The sequence below is a fragment of the Paenibacillus sp. FSL R5-0923 genome, from assembly GCF_038009145.1.
Taxonomy (GTDB): domain Bacteria; phylum Bacillota; class Bacilli; order Paenibacillales; family Paenibacillaceae; genus Paenibacillus_AQ.
Genome location: NZ_JBBPAT010000001.1, coordinates 5,120,863 through 5,139,289, shown reverse-complemented (window position 1 = coordinate 5,139,289; position 18,427 = coordinate 5,120,863). Strand labels below are relative to the sequence as shown.

Annotated in this window: 19 protein-coding genes and 1 pseudogene; 16 read left to right on the top strand and 4 right to left on the bottom strand. The window is 40.8% G+C overall.

Going from position 1 to position 18,427, the window contains the following annotated elements:
* The first annotated feature begins 211 nt into the window (after positions 1-211).
* Positions 212-607: a DUF4265 domain-containing protein gene (locus MKX35_RS23125; protein ID WP_076298441.1), complete on the top strand. Its 396-nt coding sequence runs from the start codon at positions 212-214 to the stop codon at positions 605-607.
* 140 nt (positions 608-747) lie between these two features.
* Here the strand turns inward: MKX35_RS23125 and MKX35_RS23120 are convergent, their stop codons facing one another.
* Positions 748-1,686 carry an alpha/beta hydrolase gene (locus tag MKX35_RS23120; protein ID WP_076283385.1) on the bottom strand — a complete coding sequence of 313 codons (939 nt, stop codon included), beginning with the start codon at positions 1,684-1,686 and terminating at the stop codon, positions 748-750.
* A 207-nt stretch (positions 1,687-1,893) separates the two neighbouring features.
* On the opposite strand from MKX35_RS23120, the gene lepB reads away from it, so the two are divergent.
* The 3 genes from lepB (at position 1,894) to MKX35_RS23105 (ending at position 4,680) form a co-directional block, all read left to right on the top strand.
* Positions 1,894-2,391 (top strand): signal peptidase I, encoded by a 498-nt coding sequence (lepB, locus tag MKX35_RS23115; protein WP_076283028.1) that lies wholly within the window; start codon positions 1,894-1,896, stop codon positions 2,389-2,391.
* A gap of 126 nt (positions 2,392-2,517) precedes the next feature.
* Positions 2,518-3,555 (top strand): HD-GYP domain-containing protein, encoded by a 1,038-nt coding sequence (locus tag MKX35_RS23110; protein ID WP_076298440.1) that lies wholly within the window; start codon positions 2,518-2,520, stop codon positions 3,553-3,555.
* A 264-nt stretch (positions 3,556-3,819) separates the two neighbouring features.
* The gene (locus tag MKX35_RS23105; RefSeq protein WP_076298439.1) at positions 3,820-4,680 is read left to right on the top strand and encodes an alpha/beta fold hydrolase; all 861 of its coding nucleotides are present in this window, start codon (positions 3,820-3,822) and stop codon (positions 4,678-4,680) included.
* Positions 4,681-4,753: 73 nt separating this feature from the next.
* Here the strand turns inward: MKX35_RS23105 and MKX35_RS23100 are convergent, their stop codons facing one another.
* Entirely contained in the window at positions 4,754-5,071 is a 318-nt protein-coding gene (locus tag MKX35_RS23100; RefSeq protein ID WP_042187151.1) for a MazG nucleotide pyrophosphohydrolase domain-containing protein, read from the bottom strand.
* A gap of 97 nt (positions 5,072-5,168) precedes the next feature.
* Between MKX35_RS23100 and MKX35_RS23095 the strand changes: the two genes are divergently transcribed.
* From MKX35_RS23095 to MKX35_RS23070, 6 genes are all read left to right on the top strand, one after another.
* On the top strand, positions 5,169-5,747 hold the full coding sequence (locus MKX35_RS23095) for an LOG family protein (RefSeq protein ID WP_076298438.1): 579 nt from the start codon (positions 5,169-5,171) through the stop codon (positions 5,745-5,747).
* A 221-nt stretch (positions 5,748-5,968) separates the two neighbouring features.
* Entirely contained in the window at positions 5,969-6,718 is a 750-nt protein-coding gene (locus MKX35_RS23090) for a GTP pyrophosphokinase (protein ID WP_042187155.1), read from the top strand.
* 154 nt (positions 6,719-6,872) lie between these two features.
* Entirely contained in the window at positions 6,873-8,498 is a 1,626-nt protein-coding gene (locus tag MKX35_RS23085) for a glycoside hydrolase family 9 protein (RefSeq protein WP_076298437.1), read from the top strand.
* 124 nt (positions 8,499-8,622) lie between these two features.
* The gene (locus MKX35_RS23080) at positions 8,623-9,372 is read left to right on the top strand and encodes an ABC transporter ATP-binding protein (protein WP_143759311.1); all 750 of its coding nucleotides are present in this window, start codon (positions 8,623-8,625) and stop codon (positions 9,370-9,372) included.
* Complete coding sequence (locus MKX35_RS23075) at positions 9,369-10,127, top strand: ABC transporter permease (RefSeq protein ID WP_042187159.1); 759 nt, start codon at positions 9,369-9,371, stop codon at positions 10,125-10,127. Before MKX35_RS23080 ends, MKX35_RS23075 begins: the two co-directional genes overlap by 4 nt.
* Positions 10,128-10,264: 137 nt before the next feature.
* Positions 10,265-10,759: a hypothetical protein gene (locus MKX35_RS23070; RefSeq protein WP_076298436.1), complete on the top strand. Its 495-nt coding sequence runs from the start codon at positions 10,265-10,267 to the stop codon at positions 10,757-10,759.
* A gap of 101 nt (positions 10,760-10,860) precedes the next feature.
* Here the strand turns inward: MKX35_RS23070 and MKX35_RS23065 are convergent, their stop codons facing one another.
* Positions 10,861-11,718, bottom strand: coding sequence for an alpha/beta hydrolase (locus tag MKX35_RS23065; RefSeq protein ID WP_076298435.1), 858 nt, complete (start codon positions 11,716-11,718; stop codon positions 10,861-10,863).
* A 172-nt stretch (positions 11,719-11,890) separates the two neighbouring features.
* On the opposite strand from MKX35_RS23065, the pseudogene MKX35_RS23060 reads away from it, so the two are divergent.
* Positions 11,891-12,478 (top strand): annotated as a pseudogene (locus MKX35_RS23060) (cupin domain-containing protein); the annotation flags it as partial.
* A 295-nt stretch (positions 12,479-12,773) separates the two neighbouring features.
* Here the strand turns inward: MKX35_RS23060 and MKX35_RS23055 are convergent.
* Complete coding sequence (locus MKX35_RS23055) at positions 12,774-13,769, bottom strand: acrylyl-CoA reductase family protein (protein ID WP_076298433.1); 996 nt, start codon at positions 13,767-13,769, stop codon at positions 12,774-12,776.
* A gap of 226 nt (positions 13,770-13,995) precedes the next feature.
* Between MKX35_RS23055 and MKX35_RS23050 the strand changes: the two genes are divergently transcribed.
* From MKX35_RS23050 to MKX35_RS23030, 5 genes are all read left to right on the top strand, one after another.
* Positions 13,996-14,496, top strand: a complete 501-nt coding sequence (locus tag MKX35_RS23050) for a GNAT family N-acetyltransferase (protein WP_076283019.1) — start codon at positions 13,996-13,998, stop codon at positions 14,494-14,496.
* 84 nt (positions 14,497-14,580) lie between these two features.
* A complete protein-coding gene (locus MKX35_RS23045) occupies positions 14,581-15,999 on the top strand; it encodes an NAD-dependent malic enzyme (protein ID WP_076298432.1) in 1,419 nt (472 codons plus the stop codon).
* 249 nt (positions 16,000-16,248) lie between these two features.
* Positions 16,249-17,478, top strand: a complete 1,230-nt coding sequence (locus MKX35_RS23040; protein ID WP_076298431.1) for a sensor histidine kinase — start codon at positions 16,249-16,251, stop codon at positions 17,476-17,478.
* Positions 17,471-17,917, top strand: a complete 447-nt coding sequence (locus MKX35_RS23035; RefSeq protein ID WP_076298430.1) for a hypothetical protein — start codon at positions 17,471-17,473, stop codon at positions 17,915-17,917. The genes MKX35_RS23040 and MKX35_RS23035 overlap by 8 nt, the downstream gene beginning before the upstream one ends.
* A gap of 52 nt (positions 17,918-17,969) precedes the next feature.
* Positions 17,970-18,413 (top strand): GNAT family N-acetyltransferase, encoded by a 444-nt coding sequence (locus MKX35_RS23030; RefSeq protein WP_076298429.1) that lies wholly within the window; start codon positions 17,970-17,972, stop codon positions 18,411-18,413.
* Positions 18,414-18,427: the final 14 nt, after the last annotated feature.

Genomic DNA, 18,427 nt, shown 5'->3' with positions numbered 1-18,427 from the left:
TTGCCTGCCGGATTACTTGCGATAGGTGTCTCTTTAAACAGAAGCCTTCTCATGCTTCTCGCCTTTATTTGGAGTTTTCCATACAGTTTATATATGTTATTAACGCCGGGAATCTTCAGGTTGTTCGGGATTACAAGCTTAATGTATTTATTGTGTTTTGTGTTATTTAGAATCATCAAGATCAGATTTTGAATAGAATTGAGGTGTGCTGATGCTAGATTCGTCAGGACTACATATTTGCTTCGATCCAGCAGGCCGTGAAATTGAAATCCTTGATGTTACTCCAGTCGGTAAAGATAAATACCGCATCGAAGAGACGCCGATCTTTAATCCAAGTGTTACAATGGGTGATATTATACGGGTGAAAGAAGAGCTAGGGATCTATTACTATCAGGAAACTGTACAGAAATCTCATTTCAAAAGGTACGCTTGGCTCCTCAGTAAAGAGGCTGTTGATTCAGCAGCCATTTCTGCTTTTAAACAACGGATCACAGAGAATGATGGGAAATGTGAACAGATCTTTGGCGGTTTGTTGGTTATTCATATTCCTAAGAATACTATGATGGACGTAGATGGGGAAATGAATCGCATTATTGAGCGGTTTTAGAAGTGTGGGTACGTAAATATTAACGAGTATGAATAAGAAAAAAAATGCTGCGGCATGAAATGCAAGGAAGCTTGCACATGATGCAGCAGCATGGAGAATAGGTGAAACGGTTTAGACAATCTGAGCGATACAATCTATACTTATTTTATTTCTTTCATAAATGTCTTAAAATTTTCGGCGATTTCTTTTGATTTGGTATGGTGCAGATAATGTCCTGCATCAAGTTTTACCAATTTTCCTTGTACGGAATTTTTGACTTGCTCTTCATGCAATGATATCCAATCTTTTAAGAGAGTATCATCCCCTTGTACAAAGAGCAAAAGGGGAATATCCTTTGGAAAAGTTGAATTTAGAGCCCCTTTATAATTAGAAGACATATGTTCCACTTCATTTAAGTTAGTGTAATTATAAGTGTTTCTAAGCGTAAGCAATCTCAATTGTTCTTTAGTTTCATCATCAAACGGCAATTCAGCATAGGGATTTCCACTTGATTTAAATAACAATCTGCCCAAGCCTGATTTTCTAAGTAGTTTTAATTTTCCTGTTGGTATTTTAACACCTATTCTGTCTTCCGTTGCAATACTATTATCAATCCCGACAAATGCACTCACTTCGTTTGGATATTTGTTCACATAATTCAAACTGTACATACCGGAAATAGAGTGTGCCATTAGAATATAACGGTCAATATTAAGCTGCTTTACAGCTTCATGAATTTCACTCACAATGTTTTCTGTGGTTCGCTCTTTTTCAGTTCTATCACTTAATCCATAACCGAAAGGCTCAATCACAACAACTTTGTAAAATGGTGATAGTTCATCTATTAACAGCTTAAAATCAAGTCCCGGTGCCACCGTTCCATAACCAGGTAAGAGCACGACTGTCTCTTCACCCTTTCCTTGAATCAAAACGTTCATATTTTTACCATCGACGCTTACAGACTGACCATAGGGTTTTATTTTAGCTTGGTCCGATTTATTGAGAAAAATATTAGCGACAAAAACAGTCACTAGAAAAAGCACTATTGCAGTAGCTAAAGCCCCTAAGGAAATAAGTATAATTTTAAGCGGTTTATTCATCCTTTTTTTAATAATCTCTTCTTCTGGTTTCACTCGTCTCTTCACCTGTCCTCATCAGTTATTCTGGCTATCTTATCGACTTACCAAAGAAAGCATATCCGATGAAGGTGAACCCTACATGACGACAATATGAACTGAATATGAACGAGCGAAAAAAGCTTCTGCACCAATCAAAGAGTTTATAAAATGAATATGAGGTGAGCAATTATGTTGAAATTTATCAAACAATATTTGCCTAGTGTTGCTATCGCAGTGGTCCTATCTTTGTTTGTAAGAACTTATGTTGCTGAAGCCATGAGGGTTCCTACTGGCTCTATGATTCCTACAATTGAAATTAATGACCGTCTAATCGTTGAAAAAATGTTATGGATGACGACACTCGATCATGGAGATATCGTCGTGTTTACGCCTCCGGTAGCAGGTGATGAGAATAAAAGATATGTAAAGCGGTTGATAGGGTTGCCAGGTGATACCATTGAAATTAAAGATGGAGCCCTTTACAGAAATGGAACGGAGATCAATGAACCCTATCTTAATGAGCGGATGAATTATACTTTTGGACCCGTTACGGTTCCGGCGGATCATTACTTTTTTCTCGGAGATAACCGGAATATAAGCTATGATGCTCATCTCTGGGCTACTCCTTTTGTAGCGAAGGATCAGTTGATTGGAAAAGTGATAGCGGACTTTAGTATTCCTTTTTAGGTGATGTTGCGGGGGTCTTTTGAACTAATTGAGAGTGTTAATGAGACTTTAACCATATTGTGACTTTGGAATAATTTAGCTATCCTTAAGGTAAAATATACCTATTGATAGGAAGGGTGCAGAATTTTGAAAGCTCATGTCACGGATCTCAAACATGGCGATTGTCTTATGTTGGACACTTTTAATAGTGTTGGTTTACACGTGCTCCCAAAAGGGACAATTGTTTACCAAGAAGAAATCACCCTCCTGATGAGACATCGTATCGATTATGTCGATATTGAACCTCGCAGCATTGCGATGGATAATGAGGGAACGAATCTGGAGCAAAGCCTAAATGGAAACTTTGATCTAGCGATCCAAAACTATGAATCTATTTTTCTAGAAGCACTCAGCAAGGGCAGTTTCACGCAGTCAGATGTTGATCTTACGTTGCAGCCCTTGCTGGAAAAAATGGATGAACATAAGGATGTAGTTTCCTTATTGCTGTTGCTTGAACGAGAAGATGTTGGTACATACAATCATTCATTACAGGTCGGACTGCTATCATTTTACATAGCGACTTGGTTAGGTTATACCAAAGAAGAACGCTACGAGATTAGCCGGGCAGGGTATTTACACGACATAGGAAAAAGTCAGATCGACCCATCTATCTTAAATAAGACGGGGATCTTAACCCCTGAGGAAACTGAAGAACTAAAGCGTCACACTTCGTATGGATACGATATTATTCTTAAATCTATGAATGACGAGAAGACCGCTCTGGTGGCGCTTCAGCATCATGAATTCGAGGATGGGACTGGTTATCCTAATATGCTTCGTAAGGCGGACCTGCACCCGTATACACTGATTGTGGCTGTTGCTAATGCCTATGTTGGGATGACCTCTGCAAGAGTGAATCAACCCAAACAAGGGCTGATTACCGTTCTGCGCAAGGTGCATGAGCTGGGCTTTGGCAAGCTGAATGGAAATGCGGTACAAGCTTTGATTGGACATTTACTGCCGAACTTCGTAGGTAAAAGTGTGCAGCTTAGCAACGGAGAGCAAGGTATTATTATTATGAACAACCCTTTGGATATTTTTAAACCGTTAGTGAAAGTAGATGAAACTACGTTTAGGGATTTATCCAAGGAGCGAAATTTGACCGTTGAGGAAGTATTTATTTAACGAATAGTTTTGTCTGGATAAATGGAAAGGCTATCTCCTGATTCAAAATCAGAGGATAGTCTTTTTATGTTATAATCGAAATTGGGTTAACAACCCTTTAATATGAAGTAGGAGAGTGCTTATCGTGATCATCAAGTTCATTCGTTTGCGTTAATTAGAGGTACAATTCAATGATACCAACATCCATTTATTTCAAAATGTGACGGGTCTTATTTAAGTGTGCATTCTTTGATTACCAAATTCGAATGAAATGAGGAATAAACAATGAGCGAAAAGATATTTAAAGTAAACGGTATTGATATATGTTCGGATAGTTTTGGAGACCCCAGCAATCCAGCAGTATTACTAATTATGGGTGCCACTTGTTCAATGGTTTATTGGGATGAGGAATTTTGTCAGCGATTAGCAGATACAGGACGATATGTTATAAGGTATGATAACCGGGATGTGGGACGTTCTGTTGTATATAAGCCTGGGAGTTCTAATTATACGGTAATTGATATGGCCGATGATGCTGCTAGGTTACTTGACGCTTATAATATAGAACAGGCAAATATCGTTGGGATGTCCTTAGGTGGAATGATTGCACAAGTCCTTGCTATACGTCATCCCCAAAAAGTTCTAACCTTAACATTGATCGCATCTAGCATTTTTGAATCTGATGATAATGACCGGAACTTACCTCCAATGGATGAGAGGATCCTCGCTTTTCATGCCAATGGAGCTAGTCTGGATTGGTCAGATGAAGAAGCGGTCGCAGATTACTTGGTTTCCGGTTCCAGCATACTCTGTGGATCAAAACATAAATTCGATGAGAAAAGAGCGTATAAACAAGTTAGGATGGAAATAAAACGTGCAAACAACTTGCTCAGCATGTTTAATCATTCGCTTCTTACAGGAGTGGATGACTACGAGGGGAAGGCGAAAAATACCATGGTTTCTACCTTAGTTATCCACGGTACAGAAGACAGCGTACTTCCATTGGAGCATGGTCTGGCGCTTGCCGATGAAATTCCTAATGCGTCGCTACTAACCCTAGAAGGAACGGGTCACGAAGTTCACCCTGATGATTGGGAAACAATAATTAATGCTATTTCGAATCATACATTAGGCAGTAATGCTTAACGAGGTTTAAATAGTTAGATAATGAAGGGTTACAATACGGTGATGCCGATTGTAGCCCTTTTTCGCCTTCTTTTTAGGAATTAAAGCGTTTAACTAATTTTTCCTTATGTGCAGTAAATGCCTCTTCTAAAGTGATACCATACAAATCGGCTAACAAGGCTATATTTCCTAGCACATCACCAATTTCCTCAATCAAGTCTTGTTTCAGTTGCTCTGGTGGAGGGGTAGATTCATCTGGGCGATCTCTTCCGATTTCATAGGAGCGTACTGCCCGTGCAACCTCACCGGTCTCTTCCATAAGAAATCCAACCCGTATAAAAGGACCATAATCGGTCCAGCCTCTTTGTCCATAATAACTTTTAATCCATTTCTGCACTTCATTGATCTCCATATTATGTAGCTCTCCTTAATCTTTTATATGATTTATTCTCCAACATATAGTATATTAGATGTCGGATATTATCAATATATAGTTTGGAGATGAGGATTTGAAATCAATTTGTGTTTTTGCAGGATCGAATTTAGGGGTTCATGAGGAATATAAAGTCAAAGCTGTTGAACTTGGAAACTACATGGCTATGAACCAATATCGCTTAGTTTACGGGGGATCAAGAATTGGATTAATGGGTGAGGTCGCCAATGCTGTTTTGAACGGTGGAGGTGAGGTGATCGGAGTTATGCCTAGGGGATTGTTTAATGGAGAGATGGTACATAGAGAATTAACGCAGCTGATAGAAGTGGAAGATATGCATGGACGAAAAGCAAAAATGGGAGAATTGGCGGATGGGTTTATTGCTTTACCCGGCGGTTTTGGGACGTATGAAGAGCTGTTTGAGGTTTTGTGCTGGTCACAAATCGGTATTCATAAGAAACCGGTAGGGGTTTTAAATATCAGGAATTATTTTGATCCTCTGATGAATCTAATTCAACATAGCATTAACGAGGGATTTTCTAACACTTCGCATCTTAGTTTGTTAAATATAGATCAAGAACCCTTGGAACTATTAAAAAAATTAGAAAGCTATGTCCCTCAAACGTTGGAGCAAAAGTGGAAACAGCTTAACTAGAGAACAGTTACTGTAACAGATGAAAGGGCTGCCGAGAGGGAGCTCTTTTTCTGCTAATCATTAGATGTGGTAGAATATGGGTAGGTTAATACCCCATTTGAAATATGGGATTTGAATCAAATTAACTTTGAATAACCTCACATTCGCTCGCTGAATTTGAATTTCACTAGTGGATTGGCTATGATAAATATAGAGAAAAGCTACAAGAGGAGAAATGGATAATGACCCCCGAGAATCAAATCGAACAATTTAAGAAGCTTAAGCACGAGATCACCCGATTTATGTTGATTTATAAATTTGCGCTTGATGAGATGGAGACGAAGATTGAGATCCTCAAACAGGAGTTTCAGTCTCTTCACGATTACAGTCCTATTGAACATACCAAATCGAGAATCAAGTCTCCCGAGAGTATTATGAACAAAATGCTCCGCAAAAATGGAGAATTATCTCTAGATTCTGTGAGAAATTGTATTAAAGACATTGCAGGTCTACGAATTACCTGTTCTTTTATCTCAGATATTTATCATGTAAGTGAAATGCTTCAGAAGCAGGACGACTTAACGGTTCTTGAAGTGAAGGATTATATTAAGAATCCCAAGCCTAACGGTTATCAAAGTTTGCATTTGCTGATTCAGGTACCTGTATTTATGTCAGATCGTCAGGAGTTAGTGTGCGTTGAGGTACAAATTCGTACCATTGCTATGGATTTCTGGGCAAGTCTCGAACATAAAATTTTCTATAAATATAATAAGTCAGTACCAGAGAGTATGACGCGTGAATTGAAAAATGCAGCGGATGCCGCTCATGCACTTGATCTGCAAATGGAGCGACTGCATCGGGACATTAAGGAAATCAAAGACGACGATGAAGATGATGATCTTAGTTCCTTTGAGGAGCTTCGCCGTATAGTGATTCACAATCAGCAATTCACACTTCCAGCTAACTTTATTAAGCTGCTTGGAGACAAATAATCTGATTATATCACCTAGAGTTACCGTTTCTGGTTAACTCTAGGTTTTTTATTGTAGTAATCATTGCCACGTACAACTAGAATAGAGTATTCTCAACTTGAAAGAGAGACTTGTAATCATTGGCTTCATCAAATTGATATGAAGGAGAATGAAGATGAGTGACCGTAGACTCCGAACCATTACTGTAAATCAAATCGGATATCCGGTGGGTGGAGAAAAGATTGCAGTGTTTACTGGTGCTGGACATGGCTTTCAGGTTGTTGATGTTGATCATGGAAATGTTGTATTCGAAGGGCAGACAGGTGCTCCCAGATTTGATGAGGCAAGCGGAGTAACTGTACATACAGGTGACTTTTCTGAGGTTCATGCAGTGGGCAGATACCGGATTGAGCAAGGTGAGGGGATAGCTTCGGCATCATTTATAATCTCAGATAAACCTTATCACGAGCTTCAACAGGGCTTGTTGAAGGCCTTTTATTATTATCGTTGCGGGGTTGAGTTGACTGAAGAGTATGCTGGAGATTGGAAGCATAAGGCATGTCATACAGCAGAGGGAATTGTATATGGTGAAACGGAGCGTCGTCTAGATTGTTCTGGAGGCTGGCATGATGCAGGTGATTATGGTAAATATAGCGGCCCTGGAGCCAAGGCCATCGCTGATCTATTACTAGCCTATGAGTTATATCCATCTGCTTTTGTAAGCGCTATCCCGATTCCTGAAAGTGGGGGGATAACTCCAGATATACTGCTGGAATGCAAAGTGGAGCTGGATTGGTTATTCAAAATGCAAGACTATAGAACAGGTGGAGTGTATCATAAGCTGACTACGCTGAGCTTTCCAGATTTGGATGTGATGCCAGAGGCTGATACAGCAGATCTATATTTCTCACCGGTGTCAGCAACCGCCACTGGAGATTTTGCTGGAGTCATGGCCATGGCAGCGCGGATGTATGAGCCCTTTGACTCAGCCTATGCGAAGAAATGTCTGGATGCCGCAACACTAGCTTGGAAATGGCTTGTTCAACATCCAGATGCGCCAGGGTTTATAAATCCGCCAGAAATTAGCACCGGTGAATATGGAGATGGGAACGACAAGGATGAGCGGTATTGGGCAGCTGCGGAGCTCTATCGTACGACGGGGAAAGAAGAATACCATCAAGCCGTTCTGCAACTGGTGCAGTTGTCTTTTTCAAAATACAGTCTAGGCTGGGCAGATATGGGGGGCTACGGCACGCTTGCGTATCTATTAAATGGTGAAGATCTAGCAGACCGTGCTTTGTATGCTTCCTTAAGAGAAGGACTTCTAGCTGAAGCTGGACGTTTATCTGAACAGAGTCGCGAGGATGGCTATAGGATCTCTTTGAAAGAGGAAGACTATATTTGGGGTAGCAATATGCTAGTAATGAACAACGCTATGCTGCTAGTTGTGGCTGAATATTTTAGTGGAAATTCGAGCTTTGCGGACTGTGCGCTAGATCATTTGCACTATCTGATGGGTCGTAACGTACTGGATATCAGTTATGTTACCGGATTTGGCGATCATCCAGTGATGCATCCGCATCATCGTCCATCTGTTGGTGACCATGTGGTTGATCCTGTGCCGGGTCTTGTATCTGGGGGACCAGATCGTGGGCTTCATGATGAATATGTAGTAGAACATTTACAAGGAAAACCAGCCGCTCAGTGCTTTGCCGATCATGAACTTAGTTATTCTACGAATGAGGTAACGATCTACTGGAATTCACCTGCGGTGTTCGTTACAGCTCGGTTTAATCAATAAATTAATTAATATATGGGAAAGGCATGTCTCATGGGGGAGATGCCTTTCTCTTTTTTTATGCAGCTAAAATGCTATAATACGAAATGGTATGATATTTTTTCGTTTGGCAATAGGAGGTAAAGCATTGAGCAGTATTTTTGAAATTCAAAGACTTGCAAAATTGAACTGGAAAAGCAGCGAACAAGCTTTGAAATATCTATTCTCTGACATCTCCGCTGAAATATCTGAATCGGACCGAATCGCTCTGATCGGTGCCTCGGGTCAAGGTAAAAGCACACTACTTAGGATAATGGCTCTGCTGGATGCTCCAGATGAAGGGGATATGCTTATCAAGGGCACTTCATTCAAAAATATGGATTCAAGGCTGTGGAGAATGAAAATCGGGTTTGTGGCTCAACAAGCGGTTATGTTGCCTGGCAGTGTGGAGGATAACCTAAGAACCGTCAGCAAGCTGCATGACAGACCATATGACCATAAATTAGTTCAGCGGTTATTGGAACAACTAGGGTTGGAACAATTGGATTTAAGTAAAAAAGCAGCAGATTGCTCTGGCGGTGAAAAGCAGCGGATATCCCTGATTCGGTCATTGCTGCTACGACCTATTGTTCTACTGCTCGATGAAATCACTGCATCACTAGACATTGACAGCACTCAAAGGGTAGAGGATCTACTTGAACAGTGGCATAAAGAAGAAGGGACTTCAATGATTTGGGTGACCCATGACCTTAAGCAGGCTAGCCGAATAAGCACTACTACATGGTTTATGGGGAATGGTAAGCTGGAACAACACTTGAGTGAATCTTTTTTTGCTGAATCTGAGGAAGACTTGGCGAAAAGATTTATTCGACCGTTAGAAGGAGCGTCATTCTTATGAGTTATACTGCACTGAGTTTTACGCTTCTGTTTGTGTTAGGGACGATGTTGGTTTCGGTATGGCAAAAGCTCGGACTTGAAAAAGATATTATTGTAGGCACTATAAGGTCGGCGATTCAATTGCTTGCGGTCGGATATGTACTGCAATTTATTTTTAAAACCGATCAGATGATCTATGTTATTTTGATAATAATCTTCATGATAAGTGTAGCCGCATGGAATGCAGCGAAAAGAGGAAAAGGTCTACGTGGATTAGTCTGGAGAATTGGACTTGCGATCGCTACTATGGAGCTCCTTATGATGGGGATTCTGCTCGGCTTACATATTATTGAGGCGACCCCACAATATATCATTCCCATTAGTGGCATGACCATTGGTAGCGCTATGGTTGTCTCGGGTTTGTTCATTAACCATATCAAGCACGAAATACAGCAGAGCAAAGGGGAAATCGAGACCCTGCTGTCACTCGGTGCAACGGTTCCACAAGCGATCCATGAAGTTAGAAAAAGATCTGTGAAATTCAGCATGATCCCTACCATCGACGGAATGAAGACAGTAGGACTTGTCCAGCTTCCAGGTATGATGACGGGTATGATTATAGCAGGCGCTGATCCGGTAATCGCTGTTCGCTACCAGATTCTGATTGTGTTCTCATTCACCGCTTCTGCGGCCATAACAAGTATACTGCTAAGTGTACTGAGCTACCGACTCTTTTTCACGCCTGATCAACGGCTTAAACAATCGGTAGAACGATAATAGATTTCTATTTCACACAAGCGATTCCGTTATTGTCACGGTCGCTTTTTTTGTTGGCATTTTGGTTACATAAAAGTTAGCGATAACGGGGAATAATTAGAATTCAATTCACATGAGGTGAAAAAGCTTTCTATGAGGTGATTCTGATTAGTAAAAAGAAATTGGCGGTTACCCTGATCGCAGGCGTATTGCTTCTGCCAGGAATCGCAATAGGTGCACCTGATAACGAAACGGTGATTCAGTCTAATGGAAAGCTGCTCTCAGCCATGCCTTTGCCAGCTCCCGAGTCTAAACGAATCATATTGCCTTCTGCGTTTCAAGCGGCTGAGCTATACGGGTTCGGTTTGCAGCACCGGAATGCTTCAATTCAATATTCGATTTTTTCCAAGGAACTTAAAAAGGTTATGTATCCGCAGTTTGTTGAACTGAATTGGGTAACTGGTGTATCCAGTCCGTGGATTACAAAGTACGAGGTTACTAAAGAAACAGTAATTAACCCAAATTCAGAGGTCATAGAAATGCGCATAGATTCCGCGACTTCAAATGGTCCGGAACCATCTATGCTACTGACGATCTCACTTGTTAAAGATCATAATAGCTGGGTGATTACCGGAGTGAAGCCGAATCCTTAAATGACATGCGGAGAATTGTAAAAAGAGCAAGCGTAGTAGGGAACATTCCCGTACGCTTGCTCTTTTTTACTGACTGAATGCATTATTCCGCTATTACGCGACTAATCTCTACCCGCCTTGACCATCAATTCCGCCATCATTTTTGGCTCGGTTCGGACAGTGGTCATATGATCACCTTTGCCCTCGATGAAGCGGAAAACGCCCAAATGACTGGATTGAGTCGGGTGAAACCCATATGGACCTTGTGGGATAGCCGTGTCTTCCGTCAGATAAAGATAACTTTTAGGGATTTGGAGACTGTAGAATTTCTTGAGATCCAGCTTTTCAAACAGTGGGGTAGCTGGTTCAGGCGGAGCTTGTTTATAAAAGGCTTGTGCTTGCGCAAGACTGGCAGTGTTGACGAAGGTATCCCGGAAGAGCGGGAAAGGGAGCGTGATGGTGTTATTACCGGAAGCGTCTCTTAGCTGTTCAAAGGATTTAAGTGACTCAGCAGGAAATTGATCTGCCACACTTTGCCCGTCAAGCGGCGCGAAGGCATCAAAGAACACGATCCGTTTGATCCGATCAGGTACTTGCTGGGAAACTGTTTGAATGACTGATCCGCCGAAGCTATGTCCGAGCAGAATAAAATCCTTCAAGTCTTTTTGTTTAATATAGTCGACAACGGACTTTGTGATTTGCTCATGTGTTACATTATTATTCTTATCCGCGCCATGTCCTGCATATTCCGGTGTGTAGACGGTGTGCCCTAACTTACGAAGCTCAGCGGCTGTTTCATCCCAAAAACCTGCAGTAGCCCAAGACCCATGAATTAGAACAAAGGTTAATGGAGTCTGTTTAGTAGAGGATTTGTGGTTAGCGGCTGCAACCGTGGAGTGTTGATTCGAAGGCTGCAACCCCATAATGGTGAAGATAGAGATACATAACGCTAATACTATTTTAATGTGAATCGATTTCATACTTTGCCTCCTGTATAGTGTGAGAATTTAACATTATAGAGGATGCCCCGATTGACAGAGAAAGATGAATTTTTATTGGAGTCAGTGAATCTCCGACACCTAGGCATAGGCAAACGCATATGTTGTTCTAGGAAATCAAAAATTTACGGGAACAGAAGGGTAGGAATAAACAGTGACTTCATACATGGATTATACGTCCCCTGATACACAATTTACTTTCGATGTGAACACTAATACTCTCTTTAAAAAGGATGCCAACAACTACATTAATTTGCTGTCGGTTAAGCAGCTGAACACACTGGAGAATACCTCACTCCTTGATATTTTTCTTAGCAAATCGAATGTGGTGGAGCCTCATTATCATCAAAATGCGGCAGAGCTTGTCTATTGTATCTGCGGTTCAGCAGTAGTGTCTATACTCAATCCGTTTACAAATGAACTTCTTCATTTCCCAATATGTCCAGGTCAAGTGGCGAATGTGCCGCAAGGCTGGTGGCATTATGAAGTAGCTACTGTCGATAATACACATCTGCTTGCCATTTTTGACGCACCTATTCCTGAGGTTATCTTAGGTTCGGATATTTTGAGCAAAACTCCGGCAAATGTATTGGCCCATACTTACTGTTTGAATGAAGCATTGGTAAAGGAAGCGTTAGCTCCTATTAAACCTGGCACCTTTATCGGCCCACCTGCCGACTGCTGTGAAGAAGATAAAGTAAAGGGAGTCAATAATATGGCCCCGAATATGGCTCCTAATATGAATATGCATGCAAATATGAAACCAAATATGCAACCTAACATGCATCCAAACATGCAGCCATATGCTCATATGCAAGCTCAGCCCATTCCTATATCTTCACAAATGCCTCCAGCGACGCAAGCATTTAATTATCAGCCTTACCCAATGCAAGGATACTACACTCAAGGCTATGAACAGCACTATCGCCAACAGCCTTATGTACAACAACAGCCGAATTATCAATATTCAAATAATCAAGAGTAACAACAAAAAACCTCCTGAGATTAAATCTCCCGGGAGGTTTTCTTGTTAGTGCTTAAGATAAACGGACAAGCACTCTGCCTCGTGTGTTTCCTTGCAGAATATCTTCCAATGCTTGTGGCAGTTCATTCAAGGTTACTTCACGATCTACAAGGTTCTCAAGCTGTGCAGGCTTCAAATCAGTCGCCATCCGTGTCCACACCTTTTCGCGTAGCTCAGCAGGACACTCTACGGAATCAATACCGAGCAGGTTAACCCCCCGAAGAATAAAGGGAAGGACGGTAGTTGGAACAGAAGTGCCACCGGTCAGGCCGCTTGCAGCAACAGAACCTCTGTAGGAGATTTTACTCAAAATCGACGCAAGTGAGTTTCCGCCAACGGAATCTACAGCACCTTGCCATAGTTGCTTCTCTAATGGTTTGCTAGATAAGCCCGTAACCTCTTCGCGTGAAATGACTTCTTCCGCGCCAAGAGTTTTCAAATATTCGTTAGCTTCTGTATTACCAGTGCTGGCCACTACGCTATAGCCTTTTGTGCTAAGCATAGCGATAGCCGATCCACCCACACCACCGGTCGCTCCCGTTACGAGTACTTTGCCTTTGTCTGGTGCTAAGTCATTGTCTTCCAGAGCTTGAATGGACAAGGCTGCAGTTAGTCCAGCTGTACCATAGATCATGGCTTCTCTTAGTGTAAGTCCTTCCGGAAGTGGGGTGATCCAAGCGGCAGGAATTCGTGTATATTCGCTATATCCTCCAAAGTGAGATACACCCATACCATACCCTGTAGCGATAACTTGTTGTCCTTCATGAAACCGCTCGTCTGTAGAAGACACCACAGTACCGGATAAGTCGATGCCTGGAATAAAAGGGTATGATCTTACAATTTTTCCGTTAGGGATACTGGCTAATCCGTCTTTATAATTCACACTGGAGTATGCAACCTTAATTACAACTTCTCCTGCGGGTAGTTCTTCTAAGGTAACCGGCTTAACAGCGACGGAGAACGATGATTCTGTTTTGTCGACAACTAATGCTTGAAATGATTCTGTCATTAAGTGTAAGCTCCTTCAACTACGTTATAGGTAAGACATGTATATAATATTTATTCTGATCAGTCAACTCGTCATTGTCTATGATATAACGCAAGTTAGACGTAGTGTAGGACTCTTTGGTTGTGTATTGTAACATTATAATCGAACTATCCATGTTATTTGTACAGTGGACGTGTTAAGTTCAGACTGCTGGTATACAACTTGTTTTTAAGGGAGAATTGTTGAAATGTCTATTATAAAGTTAATTCGTGAACATGAGATCGAACCGTATTTGGAACTCTTAGCTGAGGTTGAACATATCCATCTGGATAGAAACAATCCTAACCATGAGCAGTGGCTGAGACGTCGCATACAATCACATTTTCAGCGGGGGGCGTTGTTTTATGCCTATCATGAGAATGAACAAGACGATGCTTTTGGTATTGTTGCCGTTCTGCATGAGGAGGCACCGATTGGCATTCCCGCGCTTGGAGCAAGAGCCGAAGTCCTAGATATTGGAGTATGTAAAGATCATCGCAGAAAAGGAATAGGAGGTATTTTACTACAGCATGTAGAAGAAGTTGTTAAGAGCAGGGGAGCTTACTGTTTACTTATGCTGACCTATGCAGAAGATTATGATGTGATTGCTTTTTACGGTAAAAACGGCTTTGTGCCCGTCGCTACAATCCCTGATGTATTTGGTCCGGGTGCCGAAGGGAATACTATCTTAAGAAAAATACTAAGGTGATCTATTCAATAGGAAGAAAGTTTGTTTAAATGGTATAGTATAGTGTATTTGAAATCTTAGGGTTGAAGAAAGAGAGGCTAATTCATGGCTATTGCAACAACGATGATTGTCAGGCTCGAAATTCGGAAATCGGTTGCTTCTTTTGGTGATGTTGCTTCAGGAATTGCCACTGCAGGTGGAGATATCGTTGCTATTGACGTGATTCGTGCAGGTAAGGATGTAACAACTCGAGATATAACAATAAACGTGCAAGATGCCTCGAATGGAGAAATGATGTCTATACTATCGAAGATGCCAGGAGTCAAAGTAATTAATGTATCAGATCGAACTTTTCTAGCTCATCTTGGCGGAAAAATTGAAATCACACCTAAAATGCCTATCAAAAATCGGGAGGATTTATCGCTGGTGTATACACCGGGAGTTGCCCGAGTGTGTACGGCGATTGCCGAAGATCCGAACAAAGCCTATTCTTTGACGATGAAGCGGAATACAGTAGCCGTCGTTACAGACGGAACGGCTGTGCTTGGACTAGGGGATATTGGACCGGAAGCGGCTATGCCTGTTATGGAAGGTAAGGCTATGCTGTTTAAGCAATTAGCGAACATCGATGCTTTTCCACTATGCTTAAATACTAAAGATTCAGATGAAATCATTAATATCGTTAAAGCAGTATCTCCTGGATTTGGGGGAATCAACTTAGAAGATATCAGTTCTCCGCGCTGTTTCGAGATTGAACGTCGGCTTGCCGAAGAGCTGGATATTCCGGTATTTCATGATGATCAGCACGGTACATCTGTTGTAGTTTTGGCAGGTCTTTTGAATGCGCTTAAAGTAGTAAATAAATCTATCGAAGATGTTCGAATTGTCGTTGTGGGTATAGGTGCGGCTGGTGTGTCCATCTGTAATATGCTTCTGGCGGCAGGAGCTCGCAAAATCTACGCGGTAGATCGTGAAGGTGTTCTTAGAAAAGATCTTCAGTATGATAATCAGGAATGGCGGAAGCTTGCTGATGCAACTAACCCGGAAGGTATTGAAGGTGGACTGACGGAGGTTATGCAGGGAGCAGATGTCTTTATTGGGGTGTCACGTGGTGGGATTCTATCCGTCGATCATCTCAAGAGTATGGCCAGCGATAACATTGTGTTTGCAATGGCTAATCCGACACCGGAGATTGAACCAGAATTGGCCGAGCCTTTTGTTCGCGTGTTAGCGACAGGTAGAAGTGACTATCCGAATCAGATCAACAATGTGCTGTGTTTTCCGGGTATTTTCCGTGGCGCACTGGATTGCAGAGCAAAAACAGTGAACCTTGAAATGAAGCTGGCCGCGGCAAAAGCGATTGCTTCAGTCGTTCATCCGGATGAGGTTAATGAGCAATACGTAATCCCAAGTATTTTTAACGAAAAAGTGGTAGAGTTAGTGCGTCTGGCAGTGATCCATGCAGCTATTGCAACGGACGTAGCCCGCCGGATCCCTAAGGATATTGATAAGGATATGGAATAAAAGCGATACTATAAATGGACTGCTTTGCTTAGTGAGAGAGCAGTCTATTTTTTTATACATTGACACATAACTGAGAGGCGTATCATAATTAGGGCTAAAAGTATTTATTCCCATTTTAGTAAAGTGGCTGATATAATTACAATAATGTATGAGATGTAGAAAGGGCATCCAAGTGGGTGCCCTTAAATTTTGCCTCTAGAGAGGGTAGTATCCAAAAAAGGGTTAAATTAATATAGAAGTGGTGAATTCATGAAAGAGTTTTACAGTCAGGTGAATCGAAAAATCTATTACATTGTAATGTTATTAAACATTACCCTTATGATATCTGGATTAATACTGTCTACAACAGAGTTGAAAGGGATTAATTTTGGATACATTGTACAATTTTTGTGCGTGATGATTCTATCCATTAGTTTATGGATCTATCCTAAGTATGAGACATATACCTTTAGAAAGATCATCATTCTTTTTGGATTTGCTTACTTCTATACGCTTTTCTTTTTATATCCTCAAACTTGGACCACCTATATTTTGATTTGCCTAATTCCTGCACTTTCTATACTATTTTTCGATTTAAAATTGTTCTACTTTTCCTTTATTATAAATGGAATATTGATGGTAATTACTTTTAGTTATGTCATCTTTATTGATAAAGGTGAATTATATACTTATTTACATCATGACATTATAGGCAACATTATAAATATAATAGCTGTTCAAGCATTATTATTTTTCATTTTCCATTTATCATTTAAACGGATGAAAAAGCAGCAACTGTATTATGAACAATTACAGCAATCCGAGCGGTTAAAGATGGTAGGACAATTAACAGCTGCTGTTGCTCATGAAATTCGAAATCCTATAACTGTGGTTAGAGGTTTTTTGCAATTATTCAAAGAGGACGATTCATTTGATGATTCTAAAAAAAGTAAGTTCAACTTAATGATTGATGAATTAAACACAGTAGAACAGATTATCTCTCAATTTCTAACCCTATCCAAACCAAATGGAGATCAGAGACTAGAGAAAGTAGATGTGAAGGATGTCCTTCAAAGTGTTACGGGTCTGCTTCATTCCTATGCCATGCTATCTGATAACCAAATCGATATAAAGGTAGAGGAAGATTGTTTTATTTCCATTAATAAAATTGAGTTTAAGCAGTTACTCATTAATATTATAAAAAATGCGCTAGAAGCCTCGGATGTAGGGAAATCCGTCTCAGTCATAGCAAATAGAAATAATAATTTTATCGAGATCATGATCACCGATGAAGGAAGTGGGATGTCCGAGGCTGAGGTTAAGTCGCTGGGCACGCCTTTTTATTCATTAAAAAGTAATGGAACCGGTTTAGGGTTAATGATTTGCTTTAATATTGTAGAAAAATATGGTGGGGAAATTTATTATAATAGCTCTAAAGGTAAGGGGACAACAGTTACTATTCGCTTTTTATCAGAATCGGGAGGGATCTATAATGATTAAGAGGCTATCCGCACTGATGCTGTCTGGAATAATCATAGTTCTTCTTGCTGCCTGCAATACAACTACCTATAAACACAATTACACATTTACAGGTGAAGGAAAAGTATGGTCGGCTGAATATGTTCAAAAGGCAAAGGAGAAGTTCATCGATAAAAAGGGTGAGAGACCAGATTATGAAACCTCGCAGCAATCTACATTTGAGCTTAAATATAAAGGTGAGCAAACGGATCTTGATAAGATTAATTCTTTTAAATATAGCTTCAAGGGAACATCAGGTGGAGGAAGTAAAACCTTAGAAGATGTCGAGGGAGTAAGAAAAAGCGAGCTGAAGTCCGAAAGAGCTGGAAGCGGGGCGTTTGAACACGAGGACTCGATTATTAAGGTTGTTGTAGAGTGGGATGGGCAGAAGGATGAATTTGAACTGAAGGTTCGTAAATAGTGGAGCATATATGAAAAAGATTCTTAAATTAAAGAAAGCAGGTTGAATATCCATGGTGGTTATTAAAGAAATAGAGTTGGAGTCTCTCCATGAACTTGGTGATTTATATCAGGAGCTAATGAATCAACCTTCTGATCTTAATAAAATGGAACAAGTATTTAAAGTGATTAAGACAGATCGTCGGTACATATTGTTGGGCGCTTTTGTGGACGGGGAGTTGATGGGGTCTTTGATGGGTATCATTTGTCATGATCTAATAGGAGATTGCAAACCGTTTATGGTGATTGAGAATGTGGTAGTTTCATCGCGTGCCCGTCGTCAAGGTGTGGGCAAAAAACTGATGCTCGCCATTGAAGAAATAGCTCAGGAGAAAGACTGCTTTTATATCATTTTAGTCTCTGGAGAGAAGCGTAAGGAAGCGCATATTTTTTATGAATCGTTAGGGTATAGAGATGAGAAGGTGGAAGGATACCGAAAATATCTAAGTTCCCATTAAAAGGAGGCCTTGAT

Excerpts from the sequence above, each read along its gene's own strand:
- MKX35_RS23125 (WP_076298441.1), top strand. The coding sequence starts at position 212 with ATGCTAGATTCGTCAGGACTACATATTTGCTTCGATCCAGCAGGCCGT.
- MKX35_RS23120 (WP_076283385.1), bottom strand. The coding sequence starts at position 1,686 with ATGAATAAACCGCTTAAAATTATACTTATTTCCTTAGGGGCTTTAGCT.
- lepB (WP_076283028.1), top strand. The coding sequence starts at position 1,894 with ATGTTGAAATTTATCAAACAATATTTGCCTAGTGTTGCTATCGCAGTG.
- MKX35_RS23105 (WP_076298439.1), top strand. The coding sequence starts at position 3,820 with ATGAGCGAAAAGATATTTAAAGTAAACGGTATTGATATATGTTCGGAT.
- MKX35_RS23100 (WP_042187151.1), bottom strand. The coding sequence starts at position 5,071 with ATGGAGATCAATGAAGTGCAGAAATGGATTAAAAGTTATTATGGACAA.
- MKX35_RS23090 (WP_042187155.1), top strand. The coding sequence starts at position 5,969 with ATGACCCCCGAGAATCAAATCGAACAATTTAAGAAGCTTAAGCACGAG.
- MKX35_RS23085 (WP_076298437.1), top strand. The coding sequence starts at position 6,873 with ATGAGTGACCGTAGACTCCGAACCATTACTGTAAATCAAATCGGATAT.
- MKX35_RS23075 (WP_042187159.1), top strand. The coding sequence starts at position 9,369 with ATGAGTTATACTGCACTGAGTTTTACGCTTCTGTTTGTGTTAGGGACG.
- MKX35_RS23065 (WP_076298435.1), bottom strand. The coding sequence starts at position 11,718 with ATGAAATCGATTCACATTAAAATAGTATTAGCGTTATGTATCTCTATC.
- MKX35_RS23055 (WP_076298433.1), bottom strand. The coding sequence starts at position 13,769 with ATGACAGAATCATTTCAAGCATTAGTTGTCGACAAAACAGAATCATCG.
- MKX35_RS23050 (WP_076283019.1), top strand. The coding sequence starts at position 13,996 with ATGTCTATTATAAAGTTAATTCGTGAACATGAGATCGAACCGTATTTG.
- MKX35_RS23045 (WP_076298432.1), top strand. The coding sequence starts at position 14,581 with ATGGCTATTGCAACAACGATGATTGTCAGGCTCGAAATTCGGAAATCG.
- MKX35_RS23040 (WP_076298431.1), top strand. The coding sequence starts at position 16,249 with ATGAAAGAGTTTTACAGTCAGGTGAATCGAAAAATCTATTACATTGTA.
- MKX35_RS23035 (WP_076298430.1), top strand. The coding sequence starts at position 17,471 with ATGATTAAGAGGCTATCCGCACTGATGCTGTCTGGAATAATCATAGTT.
- MKX35_RS23030 (WP_076298429.1), top strand. The coding sequence starts at position 17,970 with ATGGTGGTTATTAAAGAAATAGAGTTGGAGTCTCTCCATGAACTTGGT.